Below are 19,551 nucleotides of genomic sequence, written 5' to 3' on the forward strand. Positions count from 1 at the left end.
TATGTAATGCAACGTATTTATCGATATTTTAGTTTATTAGCATTTATTTTCTCACTATATTTTGGAGGGTTAGCAACTCTCAGCTTTTTTGATGAAAACTTGGATAAAATGTATTTAAATATCGGCTACTGTGCTTTGTTTATAAGTGTTATGATCTATACGCTTAATGTTGTTGAAAACGAAAACGAAAAAAAATAGACAGCAGTGACTAGCCTCAAAAGCCTTGAAGACATTGTTAAGGCTTTTTTTGTTCGTTAGCAGGTTGATTCTTTGCTTGCCTGGTAAAAGATTTAAGGTCTAGTCATATACCGTTAATAAAAAACTTGGCTCTTGCTATTACAGCTCAAGCCAAGTTTTATACCTAGATGTAGGATTAGTTGAGTTTCAGCTTTTTGTTTAAATTCACTTGGACAATATTGGTTTCCTCGACAGGTATATGAATATATAAAGTCTTCGTTTTGTCAGAATAGAAGTACGAATATTTTCTATTTACCATGTCTTTTAAACTGTTAACTTTTTCGTACTTCTTTTTTCCTGCCAGTACATTTTTCGGAGCTTTTTCATGATGAAGCTTAAGCGTATATTGTTTAATTTTAGAGTCAAAATGATCGGCTTTCACACGTTTCAAAAATTTAATTTTGTTTCGGGTTTTTTTAATACTGAACTTCGTTACATTGAATTCGCCTTTTTTATAGTTTAATGTTTGATCATCGTCTTCATAGAATCTATAGGTTGTTTCACCATCAATATACGTATCTAAAACAAGGTTTGTTAATTTTTTTTCGTTCGTATATTGTTGTTTTTCACGTGTTGGAACAATTGAATCATTCTTTATGAATATAGGCAGATGATCAAGTGGAGCAGCAACTGTAATCTTTTGCCCACCTTCGAATTCTTCCTTCGTCCAGTAGTCTATCCATGTATCGCCTTCAGGAAAGTAAACTTCGCGGCTCATTTGTCCTTCATGAACAACAGGTGCAAACATGATAGAATCACCTAACATAAACTGGTCACTGATATTATATGTGTTTTCATCTTTTTGATATTGATAGACAAGTGGTTGTTGTACGGGTTTACCAGATTCTGAGGCATCTTTAAATGCATTATACAGGTAAGGCATAAGCTGATACCGCATTTCAATATACTTTTTGGCAATAGCTTCGACTTCTGGTCCGAATACCCAAGGCTCTTGCCCTATTTTAGTATATGATTTTGTATCAGAATCATAGTGAATGCGAGAGAACGGTAGAAATGCGCCTAGTTCAATCCAGCGAGTAAACAATTCTCTGTCAGGACGAAAAGCGAAACCCCCAATGTCATTTCCTACAAAAGAAATCCCTGATAAACCGATATTCATGTTCATTGGCAATGACATTTGCAAATGTTCCCAGTTGCTTACATTATCACCTGTCCAAAGTGCTGAATAACGCTGTGAACCGGCAAACATATCACGAGTTAATACAAACGGACGTCTATTTGGTTTATACTTTGAGAAAGCGTTATATGTCGCTTCTGCTTCGAGATGTCCGTATAAATTATGAAATTCTGTATGGAGTATTTTGTTATCTTCTGTTCCGAAATACGTATCTAAAGGCATCGTATGGTTGTATTTACCGCCATCAATAAATACTGCTGGTTCATTCATGTCGTTCCAAATTCCATCAATGCCCGCTTCGAAAAGAATCTTGTGTTTTTTAGACCACCAATGACGAACTTTTTCTTTTGAAAAGTCAGGGAATACTGAATCTCCTGGCCAAACGGGACCAATAAAGGTGCTGCCATCCGGGTTTTTAGCCAAATAATCATTTGAAGTTCCTTCTTCATAAATACGGTAATCTTCTTCTTTTTTCACTGCTGGGTTATTAATCGCAATCGCATGAAATCCTGCTAAGTTTTTTAATCTCTGTAAAGCCATTTTATATTTTTGTTCCCATGTAAAGACACGATAGCCCTTCATGTAATCATTGTCAAAATGCATCGTATCTAAAGGGATTTGTTTATTTCGATATGTTTTAGCCACATCTATGATTTCATCTGGTGTGTATCCCCATTTACTTTGATGAAATCCCAATGTCCATTTTGGCGGAAGATCCATTTTTCCAGTAAGTTCTGTATAAATATCCAATACGTTTTCAATTTCTGGACCATACATAAAATAATAAGTAAGCGGACCGCCATTTGCGTAGAAGTAATAGTAATCATCAGATTCACTTGCCATCTCAAAGTAAGAACGATAAGAGTTATCGAAAAGAATTCCATAGGTCTTTTTATTTTTTAATCCCATAAAAAAGGGGATTGACGTGTATAAATATTTTGTGTTTTTAGTATAAGCGTACGCATCAGTATTCCACATGCCTATACTTTCACCACGCTGATTTAAGCTTAATCCGGCTTGTTCCCCAAAGCCGTAAAAGTTCTCACCTTTATCTGTCTTTTTAAATACATAGGGCTTGTCTTCTTCATAACCACTAGACTTGCCATTTTTCAAATCATCTTCATTGATGACATGACCTTGCTTGTCTAAAAATTTTACACCAAATGGCATTTTGCTTATTTTTATCGTTAGTTCTTTTGTTGAAATCGTAAACTCATTTTGATGATCAGCCGTTTTAAATGCAGGTGTCTTCCAACTTTTTTTTTGAATACCAGGAGAAAATGTTTCCTCTTGTCCATCTTTTAATATGGATACTTTTACTAGATCACGAGCGTAAATGCGAATGTATGCTTCATATCTTCCGAGGTCGAATTGGATACCGTTTTTTAATTTTTTAATGTTTTTCACAGATAGTTTTTCTAAATTCTCCTTGTTTAGTCGAGTATCAGGCTCAGGCTGAGTTACCGCAAAAACTAGGGTCATGTTGGCCGTTAAAACAACAGCGGTTATGACTGAAAAGGCCATCAACATTTTGAACGGTTTTATCACTTTACGCACATCAGCACCTCATTCCGAGTTTTTTGTAGTACAGAGCAGAACATATTAATCTTTCCTATCAACAAATCACGACTTCTTGGATGAATCATCGCCACCTTTCAAATGTTTTATATGAACTCGAATTATGATGAAACTCGAGCTACTCACTTAGTCAGAAGTCAGAGATAAGTAATGGAGTCGGCGGTTCATTTCATTAGAATTGTATGAATATGACAAAGATCGGCTTCTTTATTTCCTTATTTAACTTAATATTATAAAATTTGGATTATATTTTCTATTTATAGAAAAAAATAAAGGGGTATTATGTTCTCGACTTAAACAAATAAAAGACACTATTTTCATTTAAAATAATAGAATCACAGTTTAGTTAAGGCATGGCACATATTCTTGTAAGCGAAAGAAGCCACCTCTTGGAAATTCCACAAATATTTTTAAAATGACGAGAAGAGATTGGAGGGTGTCGTTTTTTGTGATTTTTAACAAAATACTTACATTTTAATATACAACAAATATAGCGCAGGAGAATTCAAGTTTGTCCGGGAAGGTGTACTTTGTTAGGACGGGATATTCCTGAGGAATATTTGTTTTTTGGATGTTTGGGAAAGAAAATAAAGAAATGTTCCTGCCATAATCAAAAAGGAGGGATAATGATGTACCGAGTTCTCATCGTGGATCATGATCCTGACATTCGACAAAGAATGATTTTCTATGACATGATTCGTCAAGGCAAGCCCGTTGCAAAAGCGATTGAATCTATTCATGGACGTTGGAAAGGAGAGACTTTGAACCTAGAACAAGTTCAACATGAAGCGTGTCATCTTCTTGTAAGCGTTTCTGGTTTTTTTGGTCATTCTGATATACTGCTTTCTGATGAGCAAGATCAACTTAAACAAGTAGAGACCTTAGATCAGCTTGTAGATCTGCTTATTTGTTATTTGGAAAAAATCACAATCCCTTTTATACCAAATATAAATAGTCAATATGAAGGGCGTATAATTATGAAGGCTCTTGACTTTATATCTTCTAACTATAGAGAAAAATTAACGCTTCAGTGTGTTGCAAAATACGTTCATCTTAGCAAAAGCTATTTCAGCCTCTTTTTCAAAAAACAGACGGGTCGAAATTTTATTGACTACTTAATTGATTTGAGGATTGGGGAGGCAAAGAGACTTTTAACAGAAACGGAAAGATGGATTTATGAAGTGGCGAAAGCCTCAGGTTTTAAAGATGTCAAATATTTCAGTAAAGTGTTTAAGAAAGTAGCCGGATTGACTCCGTATGAATACAGGAAACAGTATAAAAGAAAAGGATGAAATTAATGGTACGCTCCAATACAATGTGGCTGGTTGGCGTTTAGTGAATCACGATTGACAGAAGTCAAATCCTCCATTTCGATAAAACTATCCGGTTCAGGTGGAATTATGAACCGGATGTATTAAACTTCTTTAGCGTTTATCGTATTCAGCATGCTTGATAAATGTCTTTTCATCTTCGATTAAACCACAGGCACCACATTGCACTTTCATGTGCGGACCACTGTATGGAAGGTGAAAAGGGGAGAGTTCTCCTTCTGTATACGTTTCCACAATTTCTCCAGTTGCAGGATCAAGTTTAACAGAGCTTGGCGCTTGTTCGATTAAATTAAATCGAGTCCGGTTTGTTTTGCAGTTTGGACATAGGTAAGGGACTGTTGTCATATATGGTCCACCTCTTTTTTTACTTTTAATGTGCACAAGAAGTGAAAGATATATGTGTAAAATATTAGAGTCTATTTTTATCGAGCTTACTGAACAAATTGATTAATGTTTGTAGCTCTTCATCACTATAATGAGTGAAACGTTTAAGAAAGTATTCCTTTTTCTTTTGTTCAAAATAACTGACAATTTCTTTTCCTGCATCCGTTAAGTGGATTTTGATAATCCGTCTGTCTTCTTTAGAACGTACTCTTGTAATCCAATTTTTTTGAACTAACGCATCAGTAACTGCGGTAATGTGGCTTGCAGAAACACCTAACATCGTTGCGAACTCTGTGACTTTTTTCGGACCCTGCTCGCTAATTAAGCGCAAAATCATAAATTCATTTCGAGACATTTCTTTCGCAAGCAGTTCATTTATTTCATCTCGCATCTGTTTAAATGCAGTGCGAAGCAAAGCTTCAATTTCAAACATCATTTGTTCTCTGGATTTCAATTTTGCCCCTCCATAACGAGCACATTTACGCTCTTTTTTAAAGAATTACTGCTATCATTATGATATCATAATTCCTTTACATCAGTTAGTCTTTCAAATAATTTTTAGTTCATATGACCATCAACTTGAGGAAAAGAATATGGTCTGAGTTTCATAAGAGATTAAGAAATCTTCATTTATGTTATAATAATTCCCACTAAGTGAAAAGAGCAGGAGGCGTTCTAGATGAATGAAAAACAAGAACTCGCTACATTTGCCGGAGGTTGTTTTTGGTGTATGGTGAAGCCTTTTGATGAACAGCCTGGTATCCTTAAAGTTGAATCAGGTTATACGGGTGGATATAAAGAAAACCCGACATATGAAGAGGTCTGTAGCAATACAACAGGCCATCGTGAAGCTGTGCAGATCACATTTAATCCTGATGTATTCTCGTATGAAAGACTGCTTGAACTTTATTGGCAGCAAATCGATCCTACAGACCAATCCGGACAGTTTGGAGACCGAGGTGATTCATACCAAACGGCGATTTTTTATCATAATGAAAACCAACGGTTATTGGCGGAACAATCAAAGAAAAAACTTGCAGAGAGCGGCATCTTCAAAGATCCGATTGTGACAGAAATTATTGAGGCGGGACCATTCTATCCGGCTGAAGAATATCATCAGGATTATTATAAAAAACATCCTGAACGCTATAAACAATACAGAATTGGAAGTGGACGGGCAGGATTTATAGAAGAGCATTGGAGAGATAAGGCATGACTTTTAACAAAGAAGAGCGCCTAAAGCAACTAAACCGGATACAGTACGAAGTGACACAGCAAAATGGAACAGAACCTCCATTTCAAAATGAATATTGGAACAACCAAAAAGAAGGCATCTATGTTGATATTGTGTCCGGAAAACCGTTGTTTTCTTCGTTTGATCAATTTGATGCCCATTGCGGGTGGCCGAGCTTTACAAAGCCCATTCACGATCAGGAAATAATCGAAAAACAAGATACGTCATTTGGCATGGTTCGTACAGAGGTCAGAAGCAAAACGGCTGATTCCCATCTTGGTCATGTTTTTCCAGACGGACCGACACCAAATGGTCTGCGCTACTGCATTAATTCAGCTGCGCTTCGTTTTATTCCAAAAGAGGAACTTGAACAAGCGGGATACGGTGACTATGTCAAATTATTCAACCCTTAAAAGATGACCTTTTTACTCAGGGTCATTTTTTTCATTTGTAGAGAAAGAAAAGAGGCTATTTTCATGAGATCGGTTGTAAAAACTGAAACAAACTATCTATTATTAACATGCAGTAAAAAAACACAATTATCCTATGATGTGTATCAAGATGACAAGTTGCCACAATTGTTTGCCTCACATTTTATACAACTTCGGGACACCTATTCACTAACAGACCTACATACATTACTAGACCATACTCCTGCGATTTTAAAGAGAAATTATGTTCATGTGAAAGGTTCGATTTCACAAGATTTTTCTATCTCCAGCAAAAAAGCACTGTTTGATCTTGGATATATACTTGATGAAGAACTTTTTTACGGGATTGATTTATCTAGTTGGTCAGGATATCACAATGATCGGGTCAGTTGGGGAACGAAAAAATCTCTTAAAGACGGTTGTTATGTCATGCAGCTGTTTGATTCTTTAACTATGGATGAGTCATTTGCCAGAGAAAAACTTAATCGTCGGCGTCCACTTTACGAACAAGGTATCATTGAGCTGTTTGTTTGCTACTCTGAAGAAGGAATCCCAATTGGCTGCGCAGAACTTTATCTGGATCACAAGGAAAAAATATCAAAAATTGAGGAAGTTGCAATATTAGAACCTTATCAGCGCAAAGGTTATGGCACTGGGTTGATCGGTCAAATGCTAACCGTTTCAAAGCAATGGGGGATCAAGTCAAGTTATTTGGTTACCAATAGACAAGCAAAAAACTTCTATGAAAAGTTAGGGTTTCAATACATCCACCACATGACCACCATTTTTAAATATTTGTTTTCTTCTATATAACATTTGAAACCTTAGTATTTAAAGCAATTTTAAGAAACTCCCCAATTGAGGTCATGACTCAAAAATTTGAACAGATTCTTCTTCTAAGTCTTTGAAAGTTTTCCTGAGGTCCCAACCGATCTGCAATCGCTTTGAGATTGTTGTGTGAGTATGTCGCAGACGATTCGATCAATGCTGTATTTATATAGTGTTTAGAGCGACTGGCTTACAGATAAAAGTTTCAGAAAAATCAAAGTCTTACACCTTTTTCTGTGAAATCATCACCTGCATTTTCCACTACGAGATCTAAAGCTGCTTTTCAAGGTTTGCTGTTTCAATGAAAGAGTTTTTCTTCACATACATTGTTTGAATTGTTCAATTTTGTGCTTGTTTTTCCAAAATTAAATAATAGGTAGAGGGGAGATGTCCGAAATAAATCGTTTCTCCCTTTTCTATGTATTAGTTCCTCAAAAGAAGAAGTTAAATAGGACTAATTTTTGGAGTTTATTCGGTACTACGAAAAATTTTCTTTCGAAGAAATTTTTTTATTTATATTCGGAATATTTGTGATATTATTAACAAAAAAGGTATTTTAAAACAGAAAGGAATGAGGGGCTTGGAGACTATACCATCTTCGGTTGTAGGAATGAAAATCAATGAATGGTATAACGAGATACAAAAATTAGATGTGATAGAAGCAGAACGACTTAAAGAAGAAGTTCAACAGGAGATAGAGAATATGGAAGAAGATCAGGATGCTTTATTGTATTTTCAGCTGATGGACTTGAGGCATCAAATGATGTTAGATTATCTGTTTCCAAAAGAAAGAAACCTAACTCTTGCTGAATACCTCAAAGAGATAGAAGGAAAGGGAAAGAAGTTTTCTGGATTATTACAGTATTATTATTCATTTTTTTCGGGAATGTATTATTTTTCAGAAGGTAAATACATAGATGCAATTAGATACTACAAGATAGCAGAAAAAAAGTTGAGTAAAGTTTCAGATAAAATAGAAAAGGCTGAATTTTATTTCAAAGTAGCAGAAGTCTTTTATCATATGAAGCAAACTCATATGTCCATGTATTATATTTTTCTTGCAGACGATATTTACAAAAAACACCCAACATACAAAGCGAGACGAATTCAGTGTCATTTTGTCATTGCAGGAAATTATGTTGATTTACAGTCACAAGACAAAGCTCTGCCTTATTTGCATAAAGCATTGGCTCTTGCTAAAGAAATTGAAAATTGGTCTATGATCACAAAAGCATTATTAAACATGGGAATCTGTTATCAACATATTGAAAGCTTTCAAGCTATCCCATTTCTTCTTGAGGCTGTTAAAGCAGGAGAAAAAGTTCAAGTAAAAGAGATTACAACTGCTTATTATGTTTTGGCGTTAATAAATCTTATTGATAATAATAAAATCGATGGACGGAAATGGCTTGATAAGGCTTTAGAGAGTGCTCGAATGTTTGATGATGATTTATTCTTAGCATTGGTAAATGTTTTAGAGACGTTGTTTATGAAGCAAGCAGATAGGATAGAAGTATTAGAATCTCTAGAGCCACTCAGGAATAGTCAAGGTTATCCTTATATAGAAGAACTGGCATTAATCGCCGCAGAATTTTATAATAAGAGTGAGCGACCAAATGATTCTGTGATGTTCTTCAAACAAATGGTTGATGCTCAAAAACAAATTCGAAGGGGAGGATTACAAGATGAAAGGTAAAAGCATTTTCTTATCAGTCATCATTTTGGGAGTGTTGGCAATGGGTGTTACTGGATTTTCGAAGGTGGATCAATGTAATAATATGCAAGAAAGTGTACGAATGGCTACTTGAAATTTTACGTAAAAATCATTGAATAGTACTTAAATTGAATTTTAGGAAATCGGAGCCCAACTCTAATGAGAAGGGCTTTTTTTAGATGCATTTTATAAAAGTTTTTTTGGTTATTTTAAAGTGTTACAGTACTTTGAACCCCTGCGAGATAACCAGGGATATCCATATTTGGAAGAACTAGAATTAATAGCGGCAGAATTTTATAATAAGAGTGAGCGACCAAATGATTCTGTGATGTTCTTCAAACAAATGGTTGATGCTCAAAAACAAATTCGAAGGGGAGGATTACAAGATGAAAGGTAAAGGTTTCTTCTCGGCAATCATCATTTTAGGTGTTTTAGCGTTAGGTATTACAGGATTTTCTGTGAATCAAAGTGAAAGTCTAGAAGTTGCACATCGAATGTCTACTTAAAGGATTGACGTATAAACAAATTTAAAAAGATGTAACCTAACTCTAATGTGGTGTACTCCCCTGAACAGATGAAATAAAAAGTCTGTTCAGGGGAGTTTTTTTCATGGTTAGAAAAATGGTTTTCAAAAGAAAAAAATGAACGTTCTGTAAGAGTGTGGAAAAGGAATTGTTTGATCAAAACGCAAATTTATATTTTAAAACAACCAAGGGCAGATTTCTATATGGTTGAATCGTTTGCCTAACAATTTCTTTGTCGCTTTTCCGGCAGAACGACGGACGCTACGTTTTCCTGCTGTGCCTTTTTTCGCTGCCTTTACAACAAGCTAAGATTTAGCCGACTTGTTCATTGCTGATCTGATTTTGTAGATGCCTACTTTTTCACGCATTAAGTTGAAATGTTTCCCCCAAGACGTCCTCGAAATCAATGGGGGAGCATACAAATATCTACAAGGCAAGAGTGAAAATGATCAACGTTTCTAGGATTTTTGTCAATGTTCTTTAAAAAGCATTTCTTCTATGTAGGCAAATGCACAAACCAATCATAACTTGGCCTGCATAGGCTGTGGTGTAAAGATTTTATAGGAAAGGATGAAAGCCCGTGCATTATCCTCAATACTGCTGTCCATCTGGCGGATATGGTTATGGCTATCCAGGTCGAAGCACTTTCGTATTAATTGTCGTGCTGTTTATTTTGCTGATCATTGTTGGTGCGGCATTTGTTTACTAAAGAATTAAACATCTTTCTTTTGAAAGAGAAGCTCAGACTGATAGTGTGAGCTTCTCTTTACTCTTTTTACCAATGGTGAATTAACATTCTTCTGCTTTACTATGGTGTAATGGTGGCGGGATAAGCCAACCTTTTTCTTTATTAAGGCGGAGTACTTTGGCTCCCAGTGTTGCTTTTTGAACATGAAACTGTCCGAACATCATGGCGATATCTTCTCGAACGGACTGACCGATGATTACACTGCATGAAACTAATCCTGCAGCGATGTCTTTTGATAATGAAGCAGCTATTTCTGGATCTAGAAAGCGTGCACCGGTTGGAATGTCTTCTAAGCATGCTTTAGGACGTTCAGGTGGTGTTGGTGGTAAACCGATACCATTTTCTTTTAATAAAGTCTCAATTTGTTTGCTCTCTTGATGTCCACCTTGGATTGCTTCCTCAAGCAATTTTTTCAAGTCTTCATCACCAGCGTGGTTTAACATCGTTTGAAAACCTGCTATTAATCCCTTCGTTGTTGTTAGAAATGCCCACGCACCAAATACTTCACCATAATGCATCGGTTGTTCTGTTGGATTTCCACTTAAAATACCCATTAACATCCTCCTAAAAATTTTCATTTCATGAATGGTTCTCCTTGCTATTGGCTTACAGTTAAAGTTTCCGCAGGATAGAAAAATCCTATTCCAAATCTTTTGTGTTTTGATTTGTATTTTTTTTAACTGGTTGTATAATAAAACAACAAAAGAAAGACAGGAGGGGGAGCGTGAAATCGTTTTATCACTATTTAATGAAATATCGCCATCCAAAACCAAAGGACAAGATCAGTGATTTTGCTAATCATGCTTATCATGACCATGGGTTTCCTAAAAATTCTGGGGATTATGATGAGTTGAGTTCTTATCTTGAACTTAATGGCGAGTATTTATCATCCATGGCGACATTTGATGAAGTTTGGGAGAAATATGTAACAGAAACAAGGCATTCATAGCTGCAGGCAATCGTTCTGCGGCTTTTTCCTTGCTATTAATCATTCCTAATATATGTGTTAATCTTGATTCAGGAAGGGAAGATTGATTTGACAAGGAGGGAGAAAAGCCGATTGTTTTTCTTAGGTTGATCAGCCTGACTGTCATCGCTATTTGCTTATTATTGATACGCCCCTTTTTTGCTCATGCCGGTCTGGGTACTATTAATAGCCGCTCTTATCATTTGTCTTTATTTTGTGATTAAGATTGAAATGAAGAACTTAAAAAAGAAAAAGTTCGGTAAGGATCTTGAAAGTTTCTTCTGAAAAACTCATAATCGCTTAATACCCTTGCCCATGCGAAATAATCATTTACTGCATACGATAAGCATAAGACGGAATTCCTTAGGCAAGGGGGAATGAAAATGAAGTCAAACGCACCTAAATATAAAGTCGGCGATATAGTAGTGGTTGTCATGTATGGAACGGTCGGAACAGTTACAAAAGTTCATAAAATTGATCAACATTTCCTGTATGAAGTGAATCATAATGAAATTCTTTATTTTGAGACATCTTTAGAGCATTACAAAGACTATGATGGGGTCATTATTGATATGGAAAAACTCGATATTGAATATGAATTTTTAATTGGAGATGTTGTTTATGTTAAAGACTATGGAAAGGAATTGTTCAAAATTACCGGTTATAGAACGGAAATCTGGAGATATGCAGATAACGGGTGGGAAGATATTATTTATGAACTGACCCGGATGAAAGACGGGGAATGGCTGGAAAAAGAAGAAGATGATTTGACACTCGTTCTCAGAGCTTATGAAACAGATCAGTTTATTCATCAGCTTCTTTTTGTTCACTATGTTGGAGAAGTGAAGGAAAAACTTGATGAACCTGTCACTGCTGAATTGACATTTCTTCCCTTGGCAAATGATCCTGTTGAGCAAATAAATGCACATCAGGCAGCAGCGACTATTGTGGATGAGCTATTGGATATTTATAATGATTACAAGACTTTGTATGAAATGTTTCAGGATGAAGAATATAAAGAAATGATGGAGTTTGTTTTAGGAAGCCTGAAAGAATATTTCAGTTAAACAAGAGTAAAAACAAAAAATAAGGAAAACAACCGCATATAATGAAGCTAAACATCACTTTTAAGACTTTATCCATCAACAGGTCAAAACAATCTCCGTCAAGCATCTCTATCGTTTTCTGTATCATCATCTTCTCCTCCTTCACATGTTGTTACAACATGTATATGATGGAGGACAACCTTTATGACAAACCGGTTATAAAATTGACAGCCAGTTCATACATCAGAATTAGGGAGGCGATCAAATGAAAGAAATTGAGCTTATGATAGATACAGAAGAAATCGCTGATTTTTTTTATCTTCAGTTGACAAGAAGAGGTTACATACCGAGTGAAGAGGAGCTATTTGAAATAGCAGATATCACCTTTGATTATCTAATTGAAAAAAACATGATAGATGAACATATAGAGGATTAAGCTAGGACCAGGTGAGTTGCCCCCGGTCCTTCTTATGTTTAAAACACAAACTCAAGGAGGACGCCACAGTTTTATGAACATTGTGTTTTATTTGTTAGCTGTTTTTATCATCACCGCCTGGGCCATTCAAATTCCATTTGTCCAAACAATCGATCAAGATATTGTCCAAGCTGTGATAACGATTAGACATCCACTTCTAACAAAGTTCTTTCTTTTCGTGACAAGCCTAGGATCTAGTGCGGTCATATTTCTGTTCATGTTGATCATAACCCTAACCCTAGTCCGTTTAATTCGAAAAAGAACGGTGTCTGTATGGTATATGTACCTGTTCTTTTTTCTTGAAAGAGTACTCAATGAAACTTCAAAAATTTGGATTTCGAGAGAACGGCCGTCATTTGCTTCGCTTGTTGATGAATCATCATTTAGTTTTCCAAGTGGTCATTCGATGAACGCTGCATGTATGTATGCTTTTTTTGCTTTTTATCTTTTAATGGATGTGCCTTATTTTAGAAGGCATAGAACGGCTGTTTATATTTGGACTGCTGCACTGGTCATCCTGATAGGGGGAAGTCGCATTTACTTGGGTGTCCATTATTTAACAGATGTTATTGGAGGTTTTTCTCTCGGATTTTTGCTCTTTTTTATGTTTAAGAAAATTGCCGAAAACTTCTTATTTGTTCGACAAAACTAGAGAAAGGGATTATTTAAAAGAACGCTAATTTAATAACAAAGGAGGGATCGTGTTGTCGTTAATTTTTCAAATGTTGAAAAGGAAACAATCTGTTTATGATGTGACCATTTTCCAAACACCGCAATTTGGTGAAGACAAAGGGTATGAACTGGTTTATCGAACAGAAGTAAACGGACGAACCCATGAGGATGTGTTAAAACGTACGTTTTCTACTTTTAACGTCTATGACACGGTGCCGAATGATTATAAAGCAAGATTTCTTGCAACTGGCGATATCGTTCTAATTGATGAGGGAAGAAAGGGGAAAACCTACTATAAACTACTTTCAACGGGGTGGAGTAAAATCAACCGTGTTTTACTACAAACATCCTAGAAAAGTTGCCTAGATGAAAAAAGGAGGGTTTGTTCAACAATACGTTTCAAAACCCTCACTTTCTGTTTATGCTCCTGCGAGATTATTCGCAGTTTTTTTATGTTGTGTTTTTTCGTTTTCTGGCGCTAAACTCTTTTTCATGTGCTTCTTCTGTAGCAAGGACATCTTTAGTTGGAATGTGGTTGTTTTTTTTCAGTCCCGTCACTCTGTTGCGCTGTTTTTTACCCAAAACTATCTTCCTCCTTTCTTAAAAAATAGCATAACTAAACTATGCTGAAATTATTCGAAAAATGATTGGCAAGTCACAAATGGAAAGTGAAAATGTTACACAATGTCAACGGATGTTAATTTTCTTTTTTGTACATGTTGGTTTATAATACATAATGTAAGGGATTTCTTGCATTTAGTATAGGTGAGGAGGAATGATCATGAGCGTTCATATTGGAGCAGAAAAAGGTCAAATTGCAGAAACGGTATTACTACCTGGAGATCCACTTCGGGCGAAATATATTGCCGATACATATTTAGAAGATGTCGAATGTTATAATGAAGTTCGCGGAATGTATGGATTTACCGGTACATATAAAGGAAAGCGTGTTTCCGTTCAAGGCACAGGTATGGGTGTACCATCCATCTCTATTTATGTCAATGAATTAATAAAAAGCTATGATGTGAAAAATTTAATACGTGTCGGATCATGCGGTGCGATCAGAAAAGATGTCAATGTAAGAGATGTCATTTTGGCGATGACGTCTTCCACAGATTCACAAATCAACAGGGTAGCATTTGGATCAATTGATTTTGCCCCTTGTTGTGATTTTGAACTTTTAAAGGCAGCATATGATGCAGCAACAGCGCGAAATATTGCCGTAAGAGCTGGTAATGTGTTCACAGCTGATCAGTTTTATAATGAAAACAGTCAAGTAGAAAACCTTGCTAAACATGGCGTGCTGGCAATCGAAATGGAGACTACCGCACTTTACACATTAGCCGCCAAATTTGGCCGAAAAGCTTTGTCGATTTTAACAGTTAGTGATCATGTTATAACAGGAGAAGAAACAACTGCTGAAGAACGGCAGACAACATTTAATGATATGATTCTTCTGGCGCTGGATACCGCTTTATAGTTGTGAAAAGGATGGAGTTTAATGAAGTACAAATACGCATCAATAGCATCTCTGTTAAGTGTGGTCGTGTTGCTTGGTACAGGATGCTCAACAACAGATCAAAAAGATTCAACGAATACGAATAACGTATCAAAGACAGAAGATGCTAAAAAACATAGTTTAGATCAAGATTTTTTGCTAGAAAACAAATATTTTAATCAAATCAAGGAAGTTGATGGACTTCCGACTATTCAAAATCCTAATAATATATTAGCGCTTGTCAATAAAAAATACGCACTTCCGGGAGACTACAAACCGTCTGATTTGACAGTGCCTAATGTTTCTTTTTCGTTTGCAGAGGATATTGATAAGCGTTATATCAGGAAAGAAGCGGCTAGTGCGCTTGAAGAGATGTTTAAAGCCGCAAAAAAACAAGGTAGTTCACTAGTAGCAGTATCAGGTTACAGATCTTATGACAGGCAAAAAACAGTCTATCAAAATGAAGTGAGCCAAAAAGGGGAAGAGAAAGCCAAAGAAGCCGTTGCTTTTCCGGGTCAAAGTGAACATCAGACAGGGCTAGCGATGGACATTTCTAGTAAAAGTGCAGGCTATAGCCTTTCTCAGGAGTTTGGAAAAACAAAGGCGGGAAAATGGGTTCAAGATCATGCCTACCAATATGGCTTTGTGATCCGTTATCCGAAAAACAAAGAGAAGGTTACACATTACAAATATGAACCATGGCATTTGCGTTATGTTGGCAAAAAAGCAGCCAAAGTCATGAAAAAACACGATCTGACGCTTGAAGAATATTTTAAGCAAGTGAAAAAAATATAATCAATTTAAAACAGACAAAGATTACCTTAGCTTTATATTTAGCGACATACGGACTTGCTCGTGGATAATTGGGCTAAAGCCTGTGAGTGTTTGGAATAACTTAAGCGGTAATAAAAAACGGAACTCTAATGATAGAAATCTATCTTCGAGTTCCGTTTTGGTTTATGGAAGGTCGATGACTTTTGCAGAGACGATATCAGCGATGTTTTTTAGTTCATCTATCACTTCATTTTCCAGGTGTCGGTCAAATGAAAGCATCATGATGGCTTCGCCGCCTTTTTCTTTTCGTCCCACTTGCATTGTTGCAATATTGATATGGTGATCGCCAAGAATTTGTCCAACATGACCGATTGCTCCTGGTCTATCTTGATGATGAATGTACACAAGGTGTCCGGAAGGATAAAAATCAATGTTAAAACCATTTAAAGAGACAATCCGTCCGCCAAAGTGGGGGATGTATGTCGCTCTTAATGTAAAAGTTGATAAATCTCCTGTCACTTGAATAGAGATGCAGTTTTCATATCCAGATTCATTAGAAGAAATCTTTTCACTAAAGCTGATACCGCGTTCCTTTGCAACTGTTCCGGCGTTCACTTCATTAACTGTTGTTGCAACACGCGGTTTAAGGAAGCCAGCTAAAAGACTTTTTGTAATAAACGATGTTTCAAGCTTCGCAATGGAGCCTTCATATTGGATGGCAACGTCTTTAACCGGCTCATTCATACATTGAGAAACAAGGTTTCCAATTGTGTTTGCAAATTGATGATAAGGCTGAATTTTTTGGTAAGAGTCTTTTGTCATAGCCGGAAGGTTGATGGCGGACATGACAGGCAGACCTTGCGCAAATTGCAAAACTTCTTCAGAAACTTGTGCCGCTACATTTAGCTGTGCTTCTTTTGTAGATGCTCCCAAATGTGGAGTGGCGATGACAAGCGGGTGATCGATCAGTTTTGAATCCACAGGAGGTTCTACTTCAAAGACGTCAAGAGCAGCTCCTGCCACATGCCCATTTTCAAGTGCTTCTAGGAGCGCCGCTTCATCAATGATTCCGCCTCTTGCACAGTTGATCAACCTTACACCTTTTTTTGTTTTTGAAATGGTTTCTTTGTTAAGCAGCCCTTTTGTTTCTTTTGTCAATGGGGTATGGACTGTAATGATATCTGCACAAACCAGGACTTCTTCAAAGCTAGTAGCATTGACTCCCAGTTTATTTGCTCTTTCTTCAGTCAAAAAAGGATCAAATACATGGACCGTCATACCAAAGGCTTTTGCACGGCTGGCAATCTCACTTCCGATTCTCCCCATTCCGATGATGCCCAACGTTTTTCCGTAAAGCTCTGAACCGAGATAGGCTGTACGATTCCATTCCCGTGATTTTACAGAGATATTTGCCTGCGGGATATGTCTCATTAAAGCAGCAAACATCGCAAATGTATGTTCAGCTGTTGAGATCGTATTTCCATTTGGTGCGTTCACAACAATCACACCGTGTTTTGTTGCCTCATCAATATCAATGTTATCAACACCGACACCAGCTCTGGCTACGATCTTTAAAGAGGTCATCTTTTTAAACAGTTCTTCGGTTACTTTGGTGGCGCTTCTCACCAATAAAGCATCAAACGTATGCAATTCATCCTCAATTTCTGCGACATTTTTCTGAACAATTTCAATGAAATCTGCTTCCAATAATGGTTTTAGACCATCATCAGACATTTTATCTGATACTAAAACTCGAAACATGTAAGATTTCCTCCTAATAAAGTCATAAATATCTGATAATTTACCACATTCTATTAACGGTGTCAATCGATTTTGAGTGAAATACGAAAATTAAAAGTGAAAAAACTATGAATGTGCGGATTTTAGTTAACTTAAATGATGGGAAATTTTAATTGCTGAGGATAAATTGCGGTATTTTCCTGTACATCTCTCCATCTCTATATTATAATAATGTCAAAAATAATAAGATCAATCTTCGGGGCAGGGTGAAATTCCCTACCGGCGGTGATGAGTTATGCTCTAAGCCCGCGAGCCGTTTTTCGGCAGGATTCGGTGCGATTCCGAAGCCGACAGTATAGTCTGGATGGGAGAAGATGAAGGTTCCAAACGTTTTAAAAACTTTTTTTAAAACGTTTATTCGTCCTGCTATAAAAGCCCCGCTTTGTAAAAAAAGCGGGGCTTTTAAGCTTGAGGGCAAGGAAAGAACCAGTTCTCTTTTCGTGAGATATGATCGAAAAGGAGAGAGTAACAGTATGAATCACAAAAAAGTAAGGCGTCTTGTGTACATCAGTATGTTGAGCAGTATTGCATTTGTTTTAATGATGTTGAGTTTTCCGATTTTAGGAGCTTATCCTTACTTAAAAATGGATTTTAGTGATATTCCGGCATTGCTTGCTGTTATTTTGTACGGTCCAAGTGCAGGGATTACAGTTGAAGCGATTAAAGTTGTGCTGAACTACTTTATTGCAGGAAGTGCATCAGGTGTCCCGGTTGATCAAACCGCCAACTTTGTCGCCGGCGTTTTATTTATATTACCTACCGCTTTTTTCGTAAAGAAAATGGACTCAATCAAATTGTTTGTTACAGCACTTTTTGTGGGAACAATATTGATGGCCACCATCATGAGTATTTTAAATTATTTTCTGTTTATTCCAGCATACACTTGGTTTTTAAATGCACCAGCTTTATCAACAAACGCACTTAAGACGACAATCCTTGTGGGAATATTGCCGTTTAATTTAATAAAAGGTCTTGTAGTAACACTGGTGTTGACACCAATTTTTCTTCAGTTAAAACCATGGCTGAAAGAACATGTCCATATCGCCAAATAAATATATAGATGGATTAGACACTCGCAGTGTTAGCTTGTAGAGAACCAACACTTTTCTACAAGCTTTTTTATTTTATAAAACTAAAGACCTCTCGCACTTCTGATATAGAACATACAAATGGATATTGGAGTGTGAATAAACAAAATTTTAAACTAGAAAAACCTAGTAAATTTACATATCTTTCTTGCTGGGGTTTTTTCTGGATCGGAACTGTAATATGAAAAACGAGAGAAATTAAAAATCGTGATCATGAGAATGAGTGAAACACTATGCTGACAAACGGTATGGTATCAACATAACCGAAAAGAAAAAAGATAGGTCTCAGCTAGTTTAAGTATGCGTTTGAGAGTCATTGGTTAGAAAGTTCATCATAACCTCCGCCGTGTAAATCATCTAAGATAGCATCACCACTTGAAAGCAATAATAGCATGAGTTTTAAGATTGAAAGTAGTGTGCGCGAATGAAAATCGCGGAATTTGCTCGTTTTCCGCAGGCGATCCACGAGCTTTTCGAGCAGGAATCTCGCAATTCTGTTGTAAAGAACTTTCTCGGACAACCAAACACTCCTTCCTATATAAAGCTGCCAATCACCGCATGCTAAAAATAAAAATATCCGGCACATGGATACCGGATATTGCTACCTTCTATTCATGTTTAAGCGGGTCGCCTTCGAACGGTTCATCCGCTACTTTAATCGAATCAGTAGGACAGCCTTCGAACGCGTCCATCATATCTTCTTCTAGTACGTCTGGTACTTCGACAACACCTTTGTTATCATCAAGAGTGACAAACGCGATTCCTTCATCATCGTAGTCATAAATATCAGGAGCAGCTGCACCGCAAGCTCCGCATGCAATACACGTATCCTTGTCGACAATTGTATATTTTGCCATGAATCAAAAACCTCCCAGGTTGTTCTTCGTTGGAACAAATGGTTTAACTCTCTATCTATCCGATATGAAACCTATTCCCATTACTTATTGTAATGGTGTTAATCATACTTTTCAACTCAAAAATCTAAAAGCGCCCGCTTTTCACAAAGGGTTTACTGCTAACATCCCCCTTTTGTCTGACTTTAAACATCGATTTCTCTGCAAAATCTGTTAAAATAAAAAGAAGA

At 36.5% G+C, this 19,551-nt stretch carries 26 protein-coding genes and 1 riboswitch; of the genes, 17 read left to right on the forward strand and 9 right to left on the reverse strand.

The window, feature by feature from the left end:
* Positions 1-6 precede the first annotated feature (6 nt).
* Positions 7-198 carry a protein YpmT gene (gene ypmT, locus HOO54_RS10980; protein ID WP_172295161.1) on the forward strand — a complete coding sequence of 64 codons (192 nt, stop codon included), beginning with the start codon at positions 7-9 and terminating at the stop codon, positions 196-198.
* Positions 199-373: 175 nt separating this feature from the next.
* On the opposite strand, the gene HOO54_RS10985 is transcribed toward ypmT, so the two are convergent.
* Positions 374-2,932, reverse strand: coding sequence for a glycoside hydrolase family 31 protein (locus HOO54_RS10985; RefSeq protein WP_309244870.1), 2,559 nt, complete (start codon positions 2,930-2,932; stop codon positions 374-376).
* A gap of 650 nt (positions 2,933-3,582) precedes the next feature.
* On the opposite strand from HOO54_RS10985, the gene HOO54_RS10990 reads away from it, so the two are divergent.
* Positions 3,583-4,245: a helix-turn-helix domain-containing protein gene (locus HOO54_RS10990; protein WP_172295163.1), complete on the forward strand. Its 663-nt coding sequence runs from the start codon at positions 3,583-3,585 to the stop codon at positions 4,243-4,245.
* Between the two features lie 132 nt (positions 4,246-4,377).
* Here HOO54_RS10990 and HOO54_RS10995 read toward each other — a convergent pair whose 3' ends face one another.
* Together HOO54_RS10995 and HOO54_RS11000 are read right to left on the reverse strand one after the other, a co-directional pair.
* Entirely contained in the window at positions 4,378-4,629 is a 252-nt protein-coding gene (locus HOO54_RS10995) for a DNA alkylation repair protein (RefSeq protein ID WP_172295165.1), read from the reverse strand.
* A 64-nt stretch (positions 4,630-4,693) separates the two neighbouring features.
* A complete protein-coding gene (locus HOO54_RS11000) occupies positions 4,694-5,122 on the reverse strand; it encodes a MarR family transcriptional regulator (protein WP_172295167.1) in 429 nt (142 codons plus the stop codon).
* Positions 5,123-5,347: 225 nt separating this feature from the next.
* On the opposite strand from HOO54_RS11000, the gene msrA reads away from it, so the two are divergent.
* The 7 genes from msrA (at position 5,348) to HOO54_RS11030 (ending at position 10,108) form a co-directional block, all read left to right on the forward strand.
* Positions 5,348-5,884 (forward strand): peptide-methionine (S)-S-oxide reductase MsrA, encoded by a 537-nt coding sequence (gene msrA / locus HOO54_RS11005; protein ID WP_172295169.1) that lies wholly within the window; start codon positions 5,348-5,350, stop codon positions 5,882-5,884.
* The gene (msrB, locus tag HOO54_RS11010; protein ID WP_172295171.1) at positions 5,881-6,315 is read left to right on the forward strand and encodes a peptide-methionine (R)-S-oxide reductase MsrB; all 435 of its coding nucleotides are present in this window, start codon (positions 5,881-5,883) and stop codon (positions 6,313-6,315) included. Before msrA ends, msrB begins: the two co-directional genes overlap by 4 nt.
* 63 nt (positions 6,316-6,378) lie before the next feature.
* Positions 6,379-7,146 (forward strand): GNAT family N-acetyltransferase, encoded by a 768-nt coding sequence (locus HOO54_RS11015; protein ID WP_172295173.1) that lies wholly within the window; start codon positions 6,379-6,381, stop codon positions 7,144-7,146.
* Between the two features lie 595 nt (positions 7,147-7,741).
* Positions 7,742-8,857 (forward strand): RapH N-terminal domain-containing protein, encoded by a 1,116-nt coding sequence (locus tag HOO54_RS11020; protein ID WP_172295175.1) that lies wholly within the window; start codon positions 7,742-7,744, stop codon positions 8,855-8,857.
* Positions 8,847-8,969 (forward strand): hypothetical protein, encoded by a 123-nt coding sequence (locus tag HOO54_RS24720; protein WP_301539280.1) that lies wholly within the window; start codon positions 8,847-8,849, stop codon positions 8,967-8,969. The genes HOO54_RS11020 and HOO54_RS24720 overlap by 11 nt, the downstream gene beginning before the upstream one ends.
* 168 nt (positions 8,970-9,137) lie before the next feature.
* Positions 9,138-9,272, forward strand: coding sequence for a hypothetical protein (locus tag HOO54_RS24725; protein WP_301539281.1), 135 nt, complete (start codon positions 9,138-9,140; stop codon positions 9,270-9,272).
* A gap of 707 nt (positions 9,273-9,979) precedes the next feature.
* Entirely contained in the window at positions 9,980-10,108 is a 129-nt protein-coding gene (locus HOO54_RS11030; RefSeq protein ID WP_172295177.1) for a YjcZ family sporulation protein, read from the forward strand.
* An 80-nt stretch (positions 10,109-10,188) separates the two neighbouring features.
* Here HOO54_RS11030 and HOO54_RS11035 read toward each other — a convergent pair whose 3' ends face one another.
* On the reverse strand, positions 10,189-10,701 hold the full coding sequence (locus HOO54_RS11035; protein WP_172295179.1) for a DUF3231 family protein: 513 nt from the start codon (positions 10,699-10,701) through the stop codon (positions 10,189-10,191).
* A 170-nt stretch (positions 10,702-10,871) separates the two neighbouring features.
* Between HOO54_RS11035 and HOO54_RS11040 the strand changes: the two genes are divergently transcribed.
* Both HOO54_RS11040 and HOO54_RS11045 read left to right on the forward strand, forming a co-directional pair.
* Positions 10,872-11,096: a YozE family protein gene (locus tag HOO54_RS11040; RefSeq protein WP_172295181.1), complete on the forward strand. Its 225-nt coding sequence runs from the start codon at positions 10,872-10,874 to the stop codon at positions 11,094-11,096.
* A 401-nt stretch (positions 11,097-11,497) separates the two neighbouring features.
* Entirely contained in the window at positions 11,498-12,181 is a 684-nt protein-coding gene (locus HOO54_RS11045; protein ID WP_172295183.1) for a hypothetical protein, read from the forward strand.
* Here the strand turns inward: HOO54_RS11045 and HOO54_RS11050 are convergent.
* Complete coding sequence (locus HOO54_RS11050) at positions 12,174-12,311, reverse strand: hypothetical protein (RefSeq protein ID WP_172292299.1); 138 nt, start codon at positions 12,309-12,311, stop codon at positions 12,174-12,176. The two genes, HOO54_RS11045 and HOO54_RS11050, sit on opposite strands and share 8 nt — an antisense overlap.
* Before the next feature lie 114 nt (positions 12,312-12,425).
* On the opposite strand from HOO54_RS11050, the gene HOO54_RS11055 reads away from it, so the two are divergent.
* The 3 genes from HOO54_RS11055 (at position 12,426) to HOO54_RS11065 (ending at position 13,660) form a co-directional block, all read left to right on the forward strand.
* A complete protein-coding gene (locus tag HOO54_RS11055; protein WP_172295185.1) occupies positions 12,426-12,596 on the forward strand; it encodes a YozD family protein in 171 nt (56 codons plus the stop codon).
* A gap of 73 nt (positions 12,597-12,669) precedes the next feature.
* On the forward strand, positions 12,670-13,287 hold the full coding sequence (locus HOO54_RS11060; protein WP_172295187.1) for a phosphatase PAP2 family protein: 618 nt from the start codon (positions 12,670-12,672) through the stop codon (positions 13,285-13,287).
* Between the two features lie 70 nt (positions 13,288-13,357).
* On the forward strand, positions 13,358-13,660 hold the full coding sequence (locus tag HOO54_RS11065; protein WP_172299493.1) for a YodL domain-containing protein: 303 nt from the start codon (positions 13,358-13,360) through the stop codon (positions 13,658-13,660).
* Positions 13,661-13,757: 97 nt separating this feature from the next.
* Here HOO54_RS11065 and HOO54_RS11070 read toward each other — a convergent pair whose 3' ends face one another.
* Positions 13,758-13,889 carry a hypothetical protein gene (locus HOO54_RS11070; RefSeq protein WP_172295189.1) on the reverse strand — a complete coding sequence of 44 codons (132 nt, stop codon included), beginning with the start codon at positions 13,887-13,889 and terminating at the stop codon, positions 13,758-13,760.
* A gap of 199 nt (positions 13,890-14,088) precedes the next feature.
* Between HOO54_RS11070 and deoD the strand changes: the two genes are divergently transcribed.
* Together deoD and HOO54_RS11080 are read left to right on the forward strand one after the other, a co-directional pair.
* Positions 14,089-14,787: a purine-nucleoside phosphorylase gene (deoD, locus tag HOO54_RS11075; RefSeq protein WP_172295191.1), complete on the forward strand. Its 699-nt coding sequence runs from the start codon at positions 14,089-14,091 to the stop codon at positions 14,785-14,787.
* A 21-nt stretch (positions 14,788-14,808) separates the two neighbouring features.
* Positions 14,809-15,600, forward strand: coding sequence for a M15 family metallopeptidase (locus HOO54_RS11080; protein WP_172295193.1), 792 nt, complete (start codon positions 14,809-14,811; stop codon positions 15,598-15,600).
* A 162-nt stretch (positions 15,601-15,762) separates the two neighbouring features.
* Here the strand turns inward: HOO54_RS11080 and serA are convergent, their stop codons facing one another.
* Positions 15,763-17,340: a phosphoglycerate dehydrogenase gene (gene serA, locus HOO54_RS11085; RefSeq protein WP_172295195.1), complete on the reverse strand. Its 1,578-nt coding sequence runs from the start codon at positions 17,338-17,340 to the stop codon at positions 15,763-15,765.
* A 227-nt stretch (positions 17,341-17,567) separates the two neighbouring features.
* Positions 17,568-17,699: riboswitch (FMN riboswitch) on the forward strand.
* Positions 17,700-17,852: 153 nt separating this feature from the next.
* Here serA and HOO54_RS11090 point away from each other — a divergent pair.
* A complete protein-coding gene (locus tag HOO54_RS11090) occupies positions 17,853-18,431 on the forward strand; it encodes an ECF transporter S component (protein ID WP_172295197.1) in 579 nt (192 codons plus the stop codon).
* A 349-nt stretch (positions 18,432-18,780) separates the two neighbouring features.
* Here the strand turns inward: HOO54_RS11090 and HOO54_RS11095 are convergent, their stop codons facing one another.
* Positions 18,781-18,987, reverse strand: a complete 207-nt coding sequence (locus HOO54_RS11095) for a hypothetical protein (protein ID WP_172295199.1) — start codon at positions 18,985-18,987, stop codon at positions 18,781-18,783.
* A gap of 88 nt (positions 18,988-19,075) precedes the next feature.
* Entirely contained in the window at positions 19,076-19,324 is a 249-nt protein-coding gene (locus tag HOO54_RS11100) for a ferredoxin (RefSeq protein WP_172295201.1), read from the reverse strand.
* Positions 19,325-19,551: the final 227 nt, after the last annotated feature.

It is taken from the genome of Bacillus sp. WMMC1349, from assembly GCF_013155385.1.
Classification (GTDB): Bacteria; Bacillota; Bacilli; order Bacillales; family Bacillaceae; genus Bacillus.